This is a genomic window from Kocuria dechangensis (assembly GCF_014636775.1).
Lineage (GTDB): Bacteria > Actinomycetota > Actinomycetes > Actinomycetales > Micrococcaceae > Kocuria > Kocuria dechangensis.
Map to the genome: position 1 here is coordinate 147,043 of NZ_BMEQ01000005.1, position 17,385 is coordinate 164,427.

Here is a 17,385-nt window from a genome sequence, read left to right on the forward strand (position 1 = left end):
GCTCGTTGGTCCCTCAGCCTACGCACTCGGTCCGGTCCGCGGCAGGCACGGGACCGTTCGGAGGCGGCGCACCCGCGGGACACAGTCCGTCGTATTCCCCGGACGCGACCGGGTTGTGCTGAAGTGAAGACCATGATGATTCGCCGCCGGCGGGGCGGTTCCGCGGTGGCCCTCGCCGTGCTGATCGGGCTGGGGGCCTCCGCGTGCTCGGACGAGTCCCCGGACGAGCCGCCGTCGGCCACGACGGGGACTCCCACGCGTGCCCCGTCCGCGCCGGAGGGCGTGGCCCTGCCCCCGGCGGGCGCCGCCTTCGACTACCAGCTCGGCGGCGCCTACGACCCGCCGCCGGGCGTGGGCGTGGTCGTGCGCGACAGCACGGCCGACCCGGTCCCGGGCGCCTACTCGGTCTGCTACGTCAACGGCTTCCAGACCCAGCCCGGGGCCGACTGGCCCGCGGACCTGGTGCTGCGCGACGAGTCGGGCGCCCCGCTCGTGGACCCGAACTGGCCCGACGAGCACATCCTCGACATCTCCACGGCCGCCAAGCGGGAGGCCGTCACAGGCCGCCAGGCCGAGGCGGTCGCCCGCTGCGCCGAGGCGGGCTACCAGGCGGTGGAGTTCGACAACCTCGACTCCTACAGCCGCTCCGAGGGCCGGCTGGATCTCGACGACGCCGTCGAGTTCGCCACCCTCCTCGTGGCCGAGGCCCACGAGGAGGGCCTGGCGGCCGCGCAGAAGAACACCGCCGAGCTCGCGGAGCGCGGCCGGGACGAGATCGGCTACGACTTCGCCGTGACCGAGGAGTGCGACCGCTGGGACGAGTGCGAGGACTTCGCCGAGGTCTACGGCGAGCACGTGCTCAACATCGAGTACACCGACGACCTGCGGGGCAGCCCCGAGGACGTCTGCGCCCGCGGCTCGACCCCCGAGAGCACGATCGTGCGGGACCGCGACCTCGTGCCCGAGGACGAGCCGGAGCACGTCTACCGGAGCTGCTGAGGATCCGGCGGGGGACGATCATAAGCGATATGACTATCATGGGCGCATGAGCGAGCACACGAACAGCGACTCCGGCTCCGGCGAGACCCTCGGGGCACCGACCCCCGAGCCCGGCGGCGGACTCGACCGCGACCCCGACGAGTGGGCCACCGGCGACGAGCCGATGACCGCGGCGCAGCGCAGCTATCTCGACACCCTGGCCCGCGAGGCGGGGGAGGAGCTGCCCGCCGACCTCACCAAGGCCGAGGCCTCCAAGCACATCGACCGCCTGCAGGGAAAGAGCGACCGGGTCCAGGACCAGTAGGTCCGGCCGGGAGGGAGCCATCGTGAAGATCGTCGTCCTGGGAGCCACGGGCAACGTGGGCACCGCCCTCCTCCGGCGCCTCCACCGGGCGCCGGAGGCCGAGCAGATCGTCGGTGTCTCCCGCGTGGGCCCCGACCGCGAGGGCGAGCCGTACGACGGCGTGGAGTGGCACACCGTCGACGTCGCGGACAAGGACTCCGTCCCGCAGCTCGCGGAGATCCTCCGCGGGGCGGACGCCGTCGTCGACCTCGTGTGGCTGATCCGGCCCAACCGTGACTTCGCCACGATGCACGCGACGAACGTCGACGGCCTGGTCCACGCGCTGGACGCCGCCGTGCTGGCCGGTGTGCCGCACTTCGTCTACGCCTCGTCCCTGGGCGCCTACGGCCGCGGGCCGAAGGACCGCGCCGTCGACGAGTCCTGGCCGATCGGCGGCGTGGACTCCTCCCACTACAACGTGCAGAAGGCCGAGGCGGAGACGGTCCTCGACCGGTTCGAGGCGGCCCACCCCGACGTCCTCGTGACGCGGCTGCGACCGGGGTTCCTGTTCCAGGCGGAGGCCGCGCCGGAGATCGCGGACTACTTCTTCGGCGCCCTCGTGCCCCGGCGCCTGATCGCCCGCCTGCGGCTGCCCGTGCTGCCGTTCCCCGAGAAGTTCCTGTTCCAGACCCTGCACACCGACGACGTCGCCGACGCCTACTGGCGGGTGATCGCCCAGCGGGCCGGGGGCGTGTTCAACGTCGCGGCCGAGCCCGTGCTCGGCCCGGACGGTGTCGCCCAGGTGCTCGGCGCCCGGCGAGTCCTGCCCGTGCCCCCGGCCCTGCTCCGGGCGCTGGTGGCGATCACCTACCGGCTGCGGCTGCAGCCCACCGACCCCGGGTGGATCGACCTGGCGGACGCCTGCCCGATCATGGACACCACCCGGATCCGCGAGGTCACGGGGTGGTCCGAGACGGTCGACTCGCTCGAGACCCTCCGGCAGCTCGTGGACAGCTTCGACCGGCCCGAGGGCCTGGGCAACGCGGCGCACCGGAACAGGTCGCCGCTCCTCTGACACCCCGCCCGAGCAGACGCGACCGGTCACGGCGTGACGGAGCGGGTCACCCAGACCTCCGGGGTCACCACCACCCGTCCGTGGGGCGGCGGGACGAAGCCCGGAACCGCCGTGAGGTCGTCGGTGCGGTCCGCGACCCGCAGCACCAGGGGCTCCGGGCCCTGCTCCAGCAGCAGCCGGACCTCGACCCCCTCCTCCGGTGCGCTCTCGAACAGGAATCCGAACTCCCACACCCCGTGCCTCCCGTTGCGGGGAAGTTCCCGGCCCTCGACCGTCGCCGCCCGCACCGTCGTCCCGTCCCCGCCCACCCACAGGCCCACCGCAGGGGCCCCCCGTGCGGAGCGCAGGCGCAGGACGAGTTCGCGGTCGCCGTTCCGCCGGCCGTCCGTCACCACCTCGACCTCGGGGGAGGCCAGCTCCGCCGAGGGCGCGGCGCCGTGAGGGAGCGGACGGCCCGCAGCGGGGAAGTGGCTCTCCAGCGGGGCCGGCGGCGCGGACAGGAGCTCGGCGGCCCACCTCGAGCGGGGCTCGTCCCAGGACGCCCACCGGGCCTCGCCGGTGTCGGCGTCGAGCGACCAGAGCAGCTGTTCCTGACGCGGCGGAGTGACCCCCTCCCGGTTCAGGGCGAGTCCTCCGGCCGCGGCACCGGTGGCGAGGAGCAGGAGCACGGCAGGGAGGCGGTGCGCTCCCGCAGGGACCGGCGGGAGGGCGGTCGGGGTCCCAGCGCCGGCAGCGTCAGCAGCACGAGCAGCGCCAGGAATGCGGCGGCGGCCGGTCCGCCGGTCCCCACTCCGAGGTCGAAGCCCCACCACAGTCCCGGAGCGAGCACCGCAGCGGCGGCCAGCACCCCGGTCCTCACCAGCAGGCGGCGGGCCGTCCGCCACCGCCCGGGCAGCAGCTCGGCGGCCACCGCGCAGACCACGACCGGCAGTGCCGGGAGCACCACGGCACCGGAGGTCCCGGGCAGCAGCGCGGCGAGCAGGACTCCGCCGCCGGCCACCACCAGCAGCGCCCCGGCGGCCGGAGCGCCGGAGACGGAGCCGCCGCCGGGCCGCCGGAGAGCGTACGGCAGCACTGCTGCGGTCAGACCTGCCAGCAGGACGGACGCCTGGTAGGCCAGCGGGCGGTAGGGCTCCCCCAGCACGGACGAGGCCTGGCCCGGGTCCACGAGGAGGACCGCCCGCCACACCCCCGCACCGGCGGCCCCCGCCGTGGCCACGGCCAGCACCGCTGCGCCCGCCCAGCCGGCAGCGCGGCCCACGGCCAGTTCGCGACGACGCCGTCGGAGCCCGACGAGCGTCGTCGCGATGGTGAGCACCGCGACGGCGAGGGGCAGCTCCGCCGCCGCGGGATAGCGGAGCAGGCCTCCTGGCAGCGTGGTCACCAGATCCTCTCCGGCTCGCCCCGTCCCCGAGAGGTCGGCTCCGGCGAACCGGCGGGCCAGAGCCGTGCTGACGGCACCCATGTGCTGCAGAGCGTCGGCACCGAGGTGCTCGGGGCGGTCCAGCGGGCTGTGGTAGTAGGCGCCTCCCGCCGCGATCGCGGTGTCGTAGGCGTGCAGGCCGGCCGCCGAGAAATGGGTGAAGTCGCTGCCGAGCGACATGGCGTCGAAGGCGGCCTCGCTGGAGGAGTCCGCGAGCGCCCCGGGCGCGTCGGCCAGCGCCTCCAGCAGAACCCGGTTCGGGGACGTCGTCCGGAAGGTGAAGGGCACTCCGGTGACCCCGCCCGCCTCGTGGTTGAGCACCACGGTCGGCCCCAGCCGAGCGGCGCGCTCCCGCACGAACGCCTCCGCCCCGAGCATCCCCGGCTCCTCCGCGTCGGTGAACAGGAGGACGACGTCGTTGCGCGGGGGCCCGGTTCCGGTGGCGGTCAGCGCACGCGCAGTCTCGAGCACCACAGCGAGTCCCAGCCCGTCGTCCGCGGCACCGGGGGACGCCGCCACCGTGTCGTAGTGGGCGGCGAGCAGCACCGTCCCGGTGGGATCGGCACCCGGTCTCGTGGCCACGACGTTGCGCACCGCGGCGACCGGTTGCGTGCCGGGCTCCCAGAAGTCGGTGACCCCCACGCTCTCCTGGACCTCCACCTGCCAGCCCCGGTCCTGGAGCAGGCCGACGAGGTGCTCGCGCGCCCGGGCGTGCCCGGCCGAGCCCACCGGCCGTGGCGCCTCGGCCAGCGCCTCCACGTGGGAGAGGGCGCGGGCCGCGCTGAACTCCTGGGGCGGGGAGTCCGGTCCCCGGGCCCGGACCGGCCCCAGCGCCAGCACGGAGAGCACCGACACGAGGGTCAGGAGGAGCACCGTCACGGCATCGCCGTGCCGCGGGAAGCGCGGCGCGCTCCCCGCGGTGCCCGAGTCCTCCGCCGGACCGTGCGTCGTCATGGGCGTTGCACCCCCGTTCCCGCTGGGTCGACGGTCCGGTGGGCCAGGGCATCGTCCCCCGCCCCGGTCGGGGGACCGGTCTGCGGCCCATGTTAGGCGGCGTCCGCCGGGAGCGGACGGGCACTGCGGGACGGTGACCGCATCGTTGTCCCGGGCACCGGTCCGTCCGTCACAGGACGTCCGGGACGCTCAGCCGGCGGTGGGCTCCTTGCGCCCCAGGAGCGCCCCCGCCGCGCTGACCAGGACCATGGCGAGGCCCGCGGCCACGGCCGCGGCGAACGCGCCCCGGTGCCCGGCCGTCTCCGCCAGAGCGCCGGCCAGCGTGGCGCCCAGCGCGGTGCCGAGGACCACGCCGCTGGCCAGCAGGGTCATCACGGTGCCCAGCCGCTCGGGCCGGGCCGCGTCCCCGCCGATCGTGTAGATCGTGACCATGACGGGCCCCACGGGGATCCCGGCCAGCAGCAGGACGAGCAGCATCGGCGCGATCCCGTCCGGGAGGAGGAGCAGCAGGCTCAGCGCGGTCATGGCGGCGGCGCCCGCGACCCACCGGGCGGCGGGCCGGAAGCGCTGCGGCCACCAGGCCACCGACAGGGCCGCCGCCGCGGAGCTGATGCCCAGCACGGCGTAGAGCAGCCCCGCGGCGCTCTGCGCCCCGAAGCTGCCGCCGAACGCGCTGAGCCCGTTCTGCACGGCGCCGAAGAAGGTGCCCATCGCGACCATGCCGAGCACGGGCACGAGGACCAGCATCCGCTCCCGGCCGGTGGAGCGGGCCGCCGTCCGCCGGGCCTGCCGGGTGGTGGCCGGCGCCGCGCGGTGGGTGGGGTGGACGGCGAACGCCCACACCGTGCTCAGCGTCAGCGCCGCCGCGAGGGCGAAGGGCGCCCACGGGGCGACGAACGAGGCCAGCAGTCCCACGAGGGCGGGGCCGAGCACGAAGGTCAGCTCGTCCGCCGTGGACTCGTAGGACAGGGCCGTGTCCAGCTCCCGGCGGTCCCCGCCGGTCAGGCCGCGCCAGCGCACCCGCGCGAGCGGGCCGACCTGCGGGCAGGTGGTGCCCACGAGCAGGGCCGCCGCGACGACCGGCGGCACGGAGGGACCCTCTGCACCGCCGCCGACGAGGGCCGCGAGCAGCAGCGCGACGACGGCGACGACGTGGAGGAGGGCGGAGACCAGCAGCACGGGCCGCTGGCCCGCGCGGTCGGCGAGGTGGCCCATCAGCGGCCCGCCGAGGGCCGAGCCGACCCCGACCGCCCCGGCGGCCAGCCCGCCCGCGGCGTAGGAGCCGGTGACGGACGTGGCGAGGGTCAGCGCACCGACGGTGACCATGGCCAGGGGGAGGCGGGCGAGGAACGCGATCGGCAGGAAGCCGCGGCCGGCGAGCTGGGGGAGCCGGGCGTAGCGACCGCCGGACGACGGCGTCGTCCGGCGGCCGGCCGCGGGCCGCGCGGCCGTGGTGTGCTCAGCGGCGGCGCGCCCCGTGGCGGCGTGCCCCGCGGCGGGGCGGACTGCGGCGTGGGAAGCGGTGGTGCGGGAGTTCATGGGCGTCCTCGAGGGAAGTGCGCACCGTCCCCCCTCCCGGTGCGCCCGACCCGGACAGCGCTCCCAGTCTAGCCGTCCCGGCCGCTGCCGCCCGGCCCCTCCTGCGCGGTCCGGGAGTAGGTGACGTCCTCGGAGCCTGTGGCGGCGGAGACGTACAGGCACGGGCGGTCCTCCGGCACCCCGGCGCACACCGTGGCGGCCGTGAGCTCCTCGGGGTCCCGGTCGGCCTCGTCGGCCACCGCCGGCGTCCAGTACCGGGCGTCCGGCAGCACGGCCTCGATCGAGCCCGTGCGGGTGGTCACGGACGTCCGCCGCGGCGCGTCCCCGAGGAGGCGCAGCTCGGTGGAGCCGACCTCGGTGTGCACGTCCAGGTCCTCGACGACCCGTGCCCCTGAGAGCACGACGGTGCCGACCTCCGAGGTCGCCGAGAGGCTGCGGGCGGTGCCGCTCATCTCCACGACGCCGGCGTCGGTCCGCAGGACGACGTCCCCGAAGTCGCCCTCCGCGCTCAGCGTCCCGGCGTCGCTGGTGAGCTGCAGGTCCGCGGGGTCGTCGCCGGCGGGGACGGTGACGGTGACGTGCATGCCCCCGCCCGTCCCGGGCCAGTCGCCGGAGGGGACGGCGTCGATCGTCAGGCGGCCGTCCTGCACTCGGGGCTGCGGGGCGCGGTCCAGGCCGATCCCGGCGTACACGGCCTCGACCCGGAGGTCCGGGACGTCGGCGGTGACGACCTCGACCACGGCCGAGTGGCCGTCGACCACCACGGTGTCCACGGGGTCGGTCACGGTCGTCTCCACCCGGTGCTGCTGGACGGACAGGGAGGCGGCCATCGCGGCCCCGCCCCCGCCCAGGAGCAGGAGGGCGCCCAGGCTGCCGAGCACGGCGGTGGGGACGAGCCAGGCGGTGCGCTCGGCCTCGCCCGGGGTGTCCGGGGCGGCGGGGCGGGGGTCTGGGGTCGGAGAGGTGGTCATGGCCGGAACTCCTGGTTCGTGGGGGTCGTCGGGGTCGTGCGGCGGCCCCCGGGCGTGGACGGTCGGTGGCCGGGCCCCGGGTCGGGGTAGCCGAGGTAGCGCAGGACCGCGCGGACGCGGCGGTTGCCGCCGTCCTCGGAGGCGAGGCCGAGCTTGGTGAACACGGAGCGGATGTGCTTCTCCACCGAGGACTCCGTGAGGAAGAGGTTGGCGGCGATCGAGGCGTTGGACAGGCCCTGGGCCATGAGGCCGAGCACCTCGTGCTCCCGGGGCGAGAGCTGGTCCAGCTCGCGGCGGTGCCGGGAGCGCACGAGCAGCTGCGAGACGACCTCCGGGTCCAGGACGGTGCCGCCGGCGCCCACGGTCTCGACGGACTCGAGGAACTGGTCGACGTCCGCCACGCGGTCCTTGAGCAGGTAGCCCAGCCCGTCCCGGCGGGTCTCGATCAGCTCGGAGGCGTAGCGCTCCTCGACGTACTGCGAGAGCACCAGCACCGCGACGTCCGGGTGCTGCGAGCGGATCAGGACGGCCGCGCGGATGCCCTCGTCCGTGAACGTCGGCGGGAGCCGCACGTCCACGAGCGCGAAGTCCGGCTCGTGCTCCTCGACCGCCCGCAGCAGGGCCTCCGCGGTGTCGACGTCCGCGACCACGTCGTGCCCGGCCTCGGTGAGCAGGCGCACCAGCCCGGCGCGCAGCAGGACGGCGTCCTCGGCGATGACGATGCGCATCAGGAGGCACCTCCCGCGGCGACGGGCAGCTCGACCGTCAGCTCGGTGGGCCCGCCGGCGGGCGAGTCGAGGAAGAACCGGCCCCCCGCGGAGCGGACCCGGTCCGCGATCCCGGACAGCCCGCCGCCGGGGACGACCACGGCGCCGCCGCGGCCGTCGTCGGCGATCCGGGCGACCACCCGGGAGGCGCCCGTCACGGCGTCGTGCTCGAGGGCCACCCGGAGGGAGATCGCGGAGGCCCCCGCGTGCTTGACGGCGTTGCCCAGGCCCTCGGCCACCGCGAAGTACACGGCCGCTTCGGTCTCCGGGGCCAGCCGCGGCACGCGCACGTCCACGGCCACCGGGACGGGCGACTGGGCTGCGACGGCGGACAGGGCGGCGTCGAGGCCCCGGTCCTCCAGCACGGCGGGGTGGAAGCCGCGGGCAAGGCGGCGCAGCTCGGCGATGGCGGCCTTCGTGGTGGCGTGGGCCTCCCCGATGAGCTCCTTGGCGCCGGCGGGGTCGTCGTCGATCCGGCGCTGGGCCATCGACAGGTTCATCGCCACGGCCACGAGCTGGGGCTGGACCCCGTCGTGCAGGTCCCGCTCGATCCGGGAGCGCTCCGTGCGCGCTCCCCGGACCGCGGTCTCCCGGGCGGCGGCGGCCTCAGCGGCACGACGGCGCAGCTCCGCCGCCTCGTCCACCCGCAGCAGCAGCCGGGACAGCCCCCGGTGCGCGGCGGTGCACAGCACCACGACCAGCAGGCCGAGCAGCGCCAGGGTGATGCCCGCGAGGACCACGGCCCAGTCCGGCCAGGTGCCGAGCAGGTCCACCGGCCACACCGGGTTGTTCTCCGCCGCGTACAGCGGGGCGAAGGCCAGCGCGACGGCGGCGCCGGTGCCGGCCAGGGCGCTCACGACCACCCACCCCAGCGCGGTGGTCAGGAGCAGGTGGAGCAGACCCGTCCAGAAGGCGGCGTCGGAGACGTCCAGCCACAGCTGGTGCAGGTACCGCCACCCGTCCGGGCGGGGCGAGCGGCGCCGGTGCGGGGCCGGCAGGTGCAGCCCGAAAGCGGCCTGCGTGCGGCGGCGCTCCACCCACTCGATGCCGCGGACCGCGTAGACCGCGGCCACGAGCAGCAGCACCCCGATCAGGACGGGGATCGAGGCGAAGCCGGCGGTGACCAGCGAGACCAGGGCGGTCAGCCACAGGGTGCCCAGGGCGGCGTCGACCACGAGGTCGGTCGCGCCGAAGAACAGGGTCTTCGGGGACCACGGTCCCCACTCGCGGAAGCCGCCGGGCCCGGGCGGAGGCGCGGCCGGGCGGGAGCCCGCGCCGCCGCGGCGGGCCGCGTCGTCGGAGGGACCGGGGCCCTGGGGGCCGCTCCACGGGGCGGGCGGCAGGGGACGGGTGTCGTGCGGTGTGCTCATGGCTCTCACGCTACGGTCGCGGCGGTCCTCGGGACTGCCACGTTCTCCACCTGTTACGGCTGCGGATATCCGCAGGCCCGTCGCGTCGGTCGCTCCGGCCGGCTTGCCGCCGCGACGCCTGGAATTCACTTCTGCAATCGTGTCCCGGTGCCTATGCTGTGGGCAGGAGCGGCGACGCGGCGAGGAGCCCACGATGACAGCAGGAGCGGTGGAGGGGCACGCGGCGGCCCGGAGGTCCGCCACGACCGGCCGGCCCGGGCGTGGCTGAGGCGCTGCGCCAGGCCCGCCCCGGGTCCGCGGCGGCGCACGACGGGCGGGACCCTGCGGTCGACGCCGCCCGGACCGGCTGCCTGCTCGCGGTGGTGCTGGTCCACCTGCTCATGGTCACCGTGACGGCCGACCCGGTCACCGGGGGGCCCACCACCGTCATGGTCCCCACCCTCCAGCCCTGGTACTGGTGGGCCAGCTGGATCCTGCAGGTGATGCCGCTGTTCTTCGTGGCGGGCGGGCACGCGTCCGTGCTGTCCTGGCGGCGGCACGCCGCCCGGGGCGGGAGCGCCGCCGGGTGGGTGCGCGCGCGGGCCCTGCGGCTGCTGGAGCCCGCCGCGGTGCTGTGGCTCGTCCTGGCGCTCGGCTGCGCGGTCGCCCTCGCGGTCGGCGCGCCCTCCGACCTGCTGCTGGTGGTGGTGCAGGGCGTGGGCATGCCGCTGTGGTTCCTCGCCGCCTACCTGGCCTGCCAGGCGCTGCTGCCGTTGACGGCGGGATGGCACGCGCGCGCCCCCTGGGCCACGGCGGGGGCGCTGCTCGCGGGGGTCGTGGTGGTGGACGTCCTCCGGATCACCACCGGGGCCGCCTGGATCGGGCTGCTCAACCTCGTCCTCGTGTGGCCGTTGGTGCAGCAGCTGGGCTTCCTCCGCGCCGACCAGTGGTTCGCCCGCCGGTCCGTCCGCTCGCTGCTCGCCGCGGCGGCCGGGTGCTACGCCCTCCTGGGGGTGCTCGTCGCCACGGGCGGCTACGCCCCCGACATGCTGACCAACCTCAATCCCGCCACCGTCTGCATGGTGCTGCTGGGGATCGCCCAGGCGTGCCTGCTGCAGGTGGCCGCTCCCGCTCTCGCGCGGCTCATGAGCACCCGCCCGGCGCAGGTCGTGGCCTGGCTCGTGGGCAGCCGCGCCATGACGATCTACCTGTGGCACCTGCCCGTGATCGTCGTGGTGGCGGCCGCGTGGTTCCTGCTCGGCGGCCCCGACCCCGAGCCCGGCTCGGCGGCGTGGTGGGGCTGGCGGGTGCCGCTGGGCGGCGTCGTCGTCCTCGTGCTCGGGGTGCTGAGCGTGCCCCTGGTCCGGGCCGAACGGGTGCCCACGGCGCTGCCGCCGGGCCACGGGGCGCCCTCGGCGCCGGCGGTCGCGCTCGCCGTGGTGCTGGGCTTCCTCCCGCCGTTCCTGCAGATCATCTGGTGGCTCTCGCCGGAGCTGATCCTCTCGGGAGCGGTGCTGACCACGGCGGCGGTGACGCTGCTGGGGCGCGGTCGTCCGGCCGGCCCCTGAGCGTCCGCACCGCGGCGAGCGCGGCCGCCCGTCCCGCCCGGGTGGCGCCGACGGTCGAGGCGGAGGCGCCGTAGCCGACGAGCAGCACGCGCGGGTCCTTGAGCACCCGCACCCCGTCCGTCCGGATGCCGCCGCCCGGCTCGCGCAGCCGCAGCGGGGCCAGGTGGTCCAGGGACGCCCGGAAGCCGGTGGCCCACAGGATCGCGTCGGCCCGGACCTCGCGGCCGTCGGCGAGCCGCACGCCGTCCGGCAGCACCGCCTCCAGCGGTCCCGCGGAGACAAGGATCCCCGCCTCGATCCCCGCCCGGTACTGCGCCGTCAGCGGCAGCCCGGTGACGGACACGACGCTGGCCGGAGGCAGCCCCGCGCGGGTCCGCTCGCCCACGCGGCGCTCGACGTCCCGTCCCCACTCGGGGTCGAACTCCCGGTCCGTGAAGGACGGCGGGCGCCGGGTGGACCAGGTCGTCGTGGCCCCGGCCTCGTGCAGCTGGAGCAGGAACTGCACGGCCGAGGTCCCGCCGCCCACGACCACCACGTGCCGGCCCCGGAACTCCTCGGCGGAGCGGAAGTCGTGGGTGTGCAGCCGGCGGCCGCGGAAGCTCTCCCGGCCCGGGTAGTACGGCCAGTACGGGCGGTCCCACGTGCCCGTGGCACTGATCACCAGCCGGGTCCGCCACCGGCCGCGGTCCGTGACGACCTCGAGCGGCCCGCCGGCGGAGAGGGAGCGCACCTCGCGCACGGCGACGGGCCGGTGCACCGGCAGGCCGAAGCGGCGCTCGTGCTCGCCGTAGTAGCGGGCGACGACGGCGGACGCCGGCTCGGCGGGGTCCGGGGTCCCCAGGGGCAGGCCGGGCAGGTCGTGGATGCCGTGCGCGGCGCCCAGGGTCAGCGAGGGCCAGCGGTGCCGCCATGCCCCGCCGGGGCCGGGGTTGGCGTCCAGGACCACGAAGTCCTCCTCCGGCACCAGCCCTCGGCGGCCCAGGTGGTAGGCCGCGGACAGCCCCGCCTGACCCGCACCGATCACGACGACCTCCAGCACGACGACCTCCACCGCTGTTTTTAATGATGCATCAACAAAGGAGGGAACGGTGCCGCGGCCCCGGCTATTCCGCGCCGGGACGCGGAGGCGCCGCACGGCGGGCGGTCAGCTGCGGGGCCGTCACACCAGCCGTCACACCATGGGGGTGAGCACCGCGATCCGGTACTCCCCGTCCTGCTCGACGAGCTGGTAGCAGAAGCGCTCCTGCGCCCGGCCGCCCCAGGACCAGGTGACGTCGGCCCAGACGCTGCCCGGCGCCTCGCCCATGAGCTCGAGCTGCTTCGCCACGGCGTCGACCCCCTCGTACTGGTCCCAGGCCGAGGCGAAGAACTCCTCGGTCTGCCGCGCGTCGGTGACGAGGACCGGCTGCCCCGGGAAGAGCACGAGCGAGGGGACCGCGTACATCCGTGCGATCGCCGTCGCGTCGCGGGCCAGCAGGGCGTCCGCGTAGCGGTCGAAGAACTGCTCCACCTTCTCGCGGGTCCCGCCGCCGGTGTCCGTCATGGCGCCACCCTACGTCCGGGGCGGGCCCGTCCACAGCCCCTGCCGGAGGATGTCGTGAGCGGTGCTAGTACTTGCGCAGCGCGACCCGGGGCTGTCCCGTCCACTGCGCCCGCAGCAGCGCGGAGACGTCGAGCAGCAGCTCCGTCAGCTCGTCCGAGCCGGGCCCCAGGGCCCGCACGGCGAGACCGGGCGCCGGCAGCCCGGAGACCCCGCAGCGCAGCCCCGGCACCCGGTCCTCGGCGGCGGCCAGCAGGTCGTGGACGCGGTCGACCAGCGCCCGGTCCACGCGCGGGTCCACGACCAGCAGGGACCCGAGGTGGGAGCGGCCCTCCAGGAAGCCGAGGGCGGCGACGTCGTCCTCGCCGGGCCGCAGCCACAGGTTGTCCAGCACCACGGTGCGCCCGTCCATCAGGACCTCGGTGCGCAGCACCACGCCGCGGTACCGGAAGGGGGTCCCGTCGGGCGCCCACCCGGGGGTGACCACCTCGCCCACCACCAGGCACGCCGTCGGGTCCATCTCCACGGTGGTCCGCTGGACGTAGTCGGCGTCCTGGTAGGCGATGAGCTGGTCCGGGAGGTACTCGAGGACCGCGCCGGGGCCCAGCACGAGCCGGACGTCCTGCCGGGCGGGTGCGCCCGGGGTGCGGTAGACCTTGGTCGCGGACTGGGTGGTGACCAGAGCGGTGCCCCCGGCGGCCACCGTGACGTCCAGCTCGTACCGGTCACCGCCCAGGTAGCCGCCCCCGGGGTTGACGACGACGAAGCACGGCTGCCCGGACCCGTCCAGGTGGTGCGGCCTCAGCACGCGCAGGGCCCCGGAGTGGAACTGGTGCACGGCCACGGTGCGCCCGCCGCGGGGCGCCAGGGCCAGCTCGAGCCGGCCCGTGGGCGCGGCGGCGCCCGCTGCGGCGGGCGCGGCGGCGGTCACGGCACCATGTCCAGCATCAGGACGTCGTGCCGGATCCAGTCGAGGATCGTCCCCAGGCCCTGGTCGGTCCGGAGGTTGGTGAAGCAGAACGGCAGGTCCTTGCGGAAGACCGCCGAGTCGGCGGCCATGACGCCGAGGTCCGCGCCGACGTGCGGGGCGAGATCGATCTTGTTGATCACGAAGAGGTCGGACTTGATCATGCCCTGGCCGGCCTTGCGGGGGATCTTCTCGCCCTGGGCCACGTCGATGACGTAGATGGAGAAGTCGACCAGCTCCGGGCTGAACGTGGCGGAGAGGTTGTCCCCGCCGGACTCGACGAACACGATCTGCAGGTCCGGGTGCTCGGCGCACAGCCTCTGGATCGCGGCCTCGTTCATCGAGGTGTCCTCGCGGATCGCGGTGTGCGGGCAGCCGCCGGTCTCGATGCCCACGATCCGGTCCAGGGGCAGCACGCCGTTGCGGGCCAGGATCCTGGCGTCCTCGATCGTGTAGATGTCGTTGGTGATCGCGGCCATCGACACCTCGTCGATCAGCGCGCGCGTCACCCGCTCCACGAGCTGGGTCTTTCCGGCGCCCACGGGGCCGCCGACGCCGATGCGCACGGGGCCGCGGCCGGTCGGTGCGGCGGGGACGGGGGGGACGGTGGTCATGGAGTGCTCCTGGGTCGGTGGGGTGGTGGGGCGGTCAGGACATGAACATGCGTGCCCGCTGCCAGGCGTGGCGCATCTGGGCGATCTCGAGCCCGGGGCTGGTCGCCCCGAACTCGTCGGCCGTCATCCGGCCGATCCGCTCGACGCCGCGGGCGACGTCCGCGTGCAGGGCGCGCAGGACCCGCTGGCCGGCGCTCTGGCCGATCGGGATGCCCCGAACGGCGTTCTGGGTCAGGGAGGTGACGGTCGAGAAGAGGTACGCCCCGGCCAGCTGCTCCCAGTCCACGCCGTGGTCCGCGCCGACGATGGCGAAGGCCACCGCGGGGCTGCCGCGGCTGCTGCCCGTGCGCAGGCGCTCGGCGTAGGCGAGCAGGCGCGGGGAGGGGAAGTTCTCTGCGCCGATCTCGGCCGTCCGGCGGCCCATCGCGGCGGCGGCGTCCCGCACCTGGACGGGCAGCGCCTGGGCGTGCAGCAGGTCGTCGACGCGCCACACGTCGTCGTCGGAGGCCGCCGTGGCGACCGCGCGGACCGCCCAGCCCTCGGCGGGGACCACCTGGTGGTGCAGGCAGTGCCGGATCCACGCGAGGAAGCCGGCCTCGTCGGCCACCGTCCCGTCGTCGACGTAGGTCTCGAGCCCCAGCGAGTGGGCGAAGGCCCCGGTGGGCAGCGCGGAGTCGCACAGCTGCAGGACGGCGAGCAGCCCGGCGGTGCCCGCGGCGGGGCGCTCAGTGGGTGTGCTCGGCATGGCGGAAGGGGACCTCCATCTGCCGCTCGACGCGCGCGAAGCGCACCCCCGCCTCCCGGAGGTAGGCCTCGGCGGTGTGGTCGTACTGCAGCACCATGACGCCGTCGTGGCCCGGGAGTCCTTCGAACTCGGCGCCGGGGCCGAGGAACTGGGCGGGCAGGTGGCGGTTGCCCAGGGAGTGGGCCACGAAGCCCATCTGCTCGATCGTGGCGGGCGCGACGACCAGGACGTCGGTGGGCAGGGTGGAGACGACCACGGCGTTGCGGCCCTCCCGGTGCAGGATGTCCCCGTCCCGGAGCTCGCGCCGCTCGGCCAGGCGGATGCCCACCTCGGTGCCGTGGTCGGTCACGACCCGCTGGACGCGCCTGCGCAGCTCGGGCCCGGAGAGGGCGATCCGCTCCAGGTGCAGTCCGGAGCGCTCCTGCTCGGTGAGCTCGGCCAGGTTGCCGAGGACGGATTCGACGATCACGGGGGAGGGTCCTCTCGGGGCGGGGATCAGAACAGGAAGTAGCGCTGGGCCATGGCCAGCACCTCGGCGGGCTCGCACGTGACGAGCTCGCCGTCCACCCGGACCTCGTAGGTCTGCGGGTCCACGTCGATCCGCGGGGTGGCGTCGTTGTGCCGCATGTCCTTCTTGGACAGGCCGCGGATCCCGCCCACGGGCAGCACCCGCTTGCGCAGGCCCAGGCGCTCGCCCACGCCGGCCTCGACGGCGGCCCGGGACATGAAGGTGACGGAGTTGGCGTGCGGGGCGGCGCCCTTGGCGCCGAACGCGTCCCGCATCAGCTGCGGCTGCGGGGTGGGGATCGAGGCGTTGGGGTCGCCCATGACCGAGTGCACGATCTGCCCGCCCTTGAGCACGGCGTGGGGCTTCACCCCGAAGAACACGGGGTCCCACAGCACGAGGTCCGCGAGCTTGCCGGTCTCCACGGAGCCCACGACGTCGGCCACCCCGTGGGCGATCGCGGGGTTGATCGTGTACTTCGCGACGTAGCGCCGCAGCCGGGCGTTGTCCCCGCGCCCGGTCTCCCCGGGCAGGGGGCCGGTGCGCCGCTTCATCTGGTCGGCGAGCTGCCAGGTGCGCAGCACCACCTCGCCCACGCGGCCCATGGCCTGGGAGTCCGAGGAGGTCATGGAGAACACCCCGAGGTCGTGCAGGACGTCCTCGGCGGCGATCGTCTCGGGCCGGATCCGGGAGTCGGCGAAGGCCACGTCCTCCGGGATGTCCGGGTTGAGGTGGTGGCAGACCATGAGCATGTCCAGGTGCTCCTCGGCCGTGTTCCGGGTGAACGGCAGCGTGGGGTTCGTCGAGGAGGGCAGGACGTGGGGCAGCGCCGCGATGCGGATGATGTCCGGGGCGTGCCCGCCGCCGGCGCCCTCGGTGTGGAACGTGTGGATCACGCGTCCCGCGATGGCGGCCACGGTGTCCTCCAGGAAGCCGCACTCGTTGAGGGTGTCGGTGTGGATGGCGACCTGGACGTCGTGCTCGTCGGCGACGCGCAGGGCGGTGTCGATGGCGGAGGTGGTGGCGCCCCAGTCCTCGTGGACCTTCAGGCCCACGGCCCCGGCCCGGATCTGCTCCGCGAGGGGCTCGGGCGAGGACGCGTGGCCCTTGCCGAGCAGCCCGAAGTTCATGGGGTAGTCGTCCAGGGCCTGGAACATCCGGGCGAGGTGCCACGCGCCGGGGGTGATCGTGGTGGCGTTGGAGCCCTCGGCCGGGCCCGTCCCGCCGCCGATCATCGTGGTGATCCCGGAGGACAGGGCGGTGCCGATCTGGTCGGCGCCGATGAAGTGGATGTGGGAGTCGACGCCGCCGGCGGTGAGGATCCGGCGCTCGCCGGCGATCACCTCGGTCGAGGCCCCGACGAGGATCGTCACGCCGTCCATGATGTCGGGGTTGCCGGCCTTGCCGATCCCGCTGATCCGCCCGTCGCGGATGCCGACGTCCGCCTTGTAGATCCCGGAGTGGTCCAGGACCATCACGTTCGTGATCACGGTGTCCACCACGCCGTCGTCCCGGGTCAGCCGGCCGTTGTGGCCCATGCCGTCCCGGACCACCTTGCCGCCGCCGAAGACGACCTCCTCGCCGGGCACGGTGAGGTCCTCCTCGACCTCGAGGAACAGCTCGGTGTCGGCCAGGCGCACCAGGTCGCCGGTCGTGGGCCCGTACAGGCTCGTGTACTGGGCGCGGGACATCTCGTGGCTCATGCCTGCCCATCTTCCGTGGCCGGCTCCCCGGCCGGCTCTGGGGCGCTCCCGGTGGCGCCGGGGGCGACCGGGTCGAGGGGGCCGTCGACCCGGTTGCCGAGCCCGTGCACCTCGCGGCGCCCGGCCAGCGCCACGAGCTGGACCCGCTTGCGGTCGCCGGGCTCGAAGCGCACCGCGGTGCCGGCGGGGATGTCCAGGCGGAACCCGCGGGCGGCGGCGCGGTCGAACTCGAGGCCCGCGTTGGCCTCGGGGAAGTGGAAGTGGGAGCCCACCTGCACGGGGCGGTCGCCGCGGTTGACCACGTCGAGCTCCACGGTGGGGCGGCCGGTGTTGATCACCACGGGCTCGGGCCGCAGGACGTACTCTCCGGGGATCATGGCTGC

The 17,385-nt window shown here is 75.2% G+C and carries 18 protein-coding genes; 4 read left to right on the top strand and 14 right to left on the bottom strand.

The window, feature by feature from the left end; translation table 11 throughout:
- Positions 1–132: 132 nt before the first annotated feature.
- From IEW07_RS07005 to IEW07_RS07015, 3 genes are read left to right on the top strand one after another with little or no spacing between them, the layout of a single operon-like run.
- The gene (locus IEW07_RS07005) at positions 133–999 is read left to right on the top strand and encodes an endo alpha-1,4 polygalactosaminidase (protein ID WP_308738218.1); all 867 of its coding nucleotides are present in this window, start codon (positions 133–135) and stop codon (positions 997–999) included.
- A gap of 46 nt (positions 1,000–1,045) precedes the next feature.
- Complete coding sequence (locus tag IEW07_RS07010; RefSeq protein ID WP_188535632.1) at positions 1,046–1,303, top strand: DUF3072 domain-containing protein; 258 nt, start codon at positions 1,046–1,048, stop codon at positions 1,301–1,303.
- 22 nt (positions 1,304–1,325) lie between these two features.
- Positions 1,326–2,357, top strand: coding sequence for an NAD-dependent epimerase/dehydratase family protein (locus IEW07_RS07015; protein ID WP_188535634.1), 1,032 nt, complete (start codon positions 1,326–1,328; stop codon positions 2,355–2,357).
- A 26-nt stretch (positions 2,358–2,383) separates the two neighbouring features.
- Here IEW07_RS07015 and IEW07_RS07020 read toward each other — a convergent pair whose 3' ends face one another.
- From IEW07_RS07020 to IEW07_RS07045, 6 genes are all read right to left on the bottom strand, one after another.
- The gene (locus IEW07_RS07020; protein WP_188535636.1) at positions 2,384–3,025 is read right to left on the bottom strand and encodes a hypothetical protein; all 642 of its coding nucleotides are present in this window, start codon (positions 3,023–3,025) and stop codon (positions 2,384–2,386) included.
- Positions 2,977–4,734: a M20/M25/M40 family metallo-hydrolase gene (locus tag IEW07_RS07025; protein ID WP_188535638.1), complete on the bottom strand. Its 1,758-nt coding sequence runs from the start codon at positions 4,732–4,734 to the stop codon at positions 2,977–2,979. Before IEW07_RS07025 ends, IEW07_RS07020 begins: the two co-directional genes overlap by 49 nt.
- Before the next feature lie 189 nt (positions 4,735–4,923).
- Entirely contained in the window at positions 4,924–6,273 is a 1,350-nt protein-coding gene (locus IEW07_RS07030) for an MFS transporter (protein ID WP_188535640.1), read from the bottom strand.
- Between the two features lie 68 nt (positions 6,274–6,341).
- Positions 6,342–7,244, bottom strand: coding sequence for a DUF4097 family beta strand repeat-containing protein (locus tag IEW07_RS07035; protein ID WP_188535642.1), 903 nt, complete (start codon positions 7,242–7,244; stop codon positions 6,342–6,344).
- Positions 7,241–7,972 carry a response regulator transcription factor gene (locus tag IEW07_RS07040; protein WP_188535644.1) on the bottom strand — a complete coding sequence of 244 codons (732 nt, stop codon included), beginning with the start codon at positions 7,970–7,972 and terminating at the stop codon, positions 7,241–7,243. Before IEW07_RS07040 ends, IEW07_RS07035 begins: the two co-directional genes overlap by 4 nt.
- Positions 7,972–9,381, bottom strand: a complete 1,410-nt coding sequence (locus IEW07_RS07045; RefSeq protein WP_188535646.1) for a sensor histidine kinase — start codon at positions 9,379–9,381, stop codon at positions 7,972–7,974. Before IEW07_RS07045 ends, IEW07_RS07040 begins: the two co-directional genes overlap by 1 nt.
- Before the next feature lie 260 nt (positions 9,382–9,641).
- On the opposite strand from IEW07_RS07045, the gene IEW07_RS07050 reads away from it, so the two are divergent.
- Positions 9,642–10,928, top strand: coding sequence for an acyltransferase family protein (locus tag IEW07_RS07050; RefSeq protein ID WP_188535648.1), 1,287 nt, complete (start codon positions 9,642–9,644; stop codon positions 10,926–10,928).
- On the opposite strand, the gene IEW07_RS07055 is transcribed toward IEW07_RS07050, so the two are convergent.
- The 8 genes from IEW07_RS07055 to IEW07_RS07090 all read right to left on the bottom strand — a co-directional run bounded on the left by IEW07_RS07055 (position 10,831) and on the right by IEW07_RS07090 (position 17,379).
- Positions 10,831–11,967 carry an FAD-dependent oxidoreductase gene (locus tag IEW07_RS07055; protein ID WP_188535798.1) on the bottom strand — a complete coding sequence of 379 codons (1,137 nt, stop codon included), beginning with the start codon at positions 11,965–11,967 and terminating at the stop codon, positions 10,831–10,833. The two genes, IEW07_RS07050 and IEW07_RS07055, sit on opposite strands and share 98 nt — an antisense overlap.
- Before the next feature lie 132 nt (positions 11,968–12,099).
- Positions 12,100–12,471 (bottom strand): DUF6841 family protein, encoded by a 372-nt coding sequence (locus IEW07_RS07060; RefSeq protein WP_188535650.1) that lies wholly within the window; start codon positions 12,469–12,471, stop codon positions 12,100–12,102.
- A gap of 64 nt (positions 12,472–12,535) precedes the next feature.
- Entirely contained in the window at positions 12,536–13,399 is an 864-nt protein-coding gene (locus IEW07_RS07065) for an urease accessory protein UreD (RefSeq protein ID WP_188535652.1), read from the bottom strand.
- A complete protein-coding gene (gene ureG, locus IEW07_RS07070; RefSeq protein ID WP_188535653.1) occupies positions 13,396–14,049 on the bottom strand; it encodes an urease accessory protein UreG in 654 nt (217 codons plus the stop codon). The genes IEW07_RS07065 and ureG overlap by 4 nt, the downstream gene beginning before the upstream one ends.
- Positions 14,050–14,083: 34 nt before the next feature.
- Entirely contained in the window at positions 14,084–14,794 is a 711-nt protein-coding gene (locus IEW07_RS07075) for an urease accessory protein UreF (RefSeq protein ID WP_188535656.1), read from the bottom strand.
- Positions 14,775–15,263, bottom strand: a complete 489-nt coding sequence (gene ureE / locus IEW07_RS07080; RefSeq protein ID WP_188535657.1) for an urease accessory protein UreE — start codon at positions 15,261–15,263, stop codon at positions 14,775–14,777. The genes IEW07_RS07075 and ureE overlap by 20 nt, the downstream gene beginning before the upstream one ends.
- 26 nt (positions 15,264–15,289) lie before the next feature.
- Entirely contained in the window at positions 15,290–17,002 is a 1,713-nt protein-coding gene (gene ureC / locus IEW07_RS07085; protein WP_188535659.1) for an urease subunit alpha, read from the bottom strand.
- Positions 16,999–17,379, bottom strand: a complete 381-nt coding sequence (locus IEW07_RS07090; RefSeq protein WP_188535661.1) for an urease subunit beta — start codon at positions 17,377–17,379, stop codon at positions 16,999–17,001. The genes ureC and IEW07_RS07090 overlap by 4 nt, the downstream gene beginning before the upstream one ends.
- Positions 17,380–17,385 lie beyond the last annotated feature (6 nt).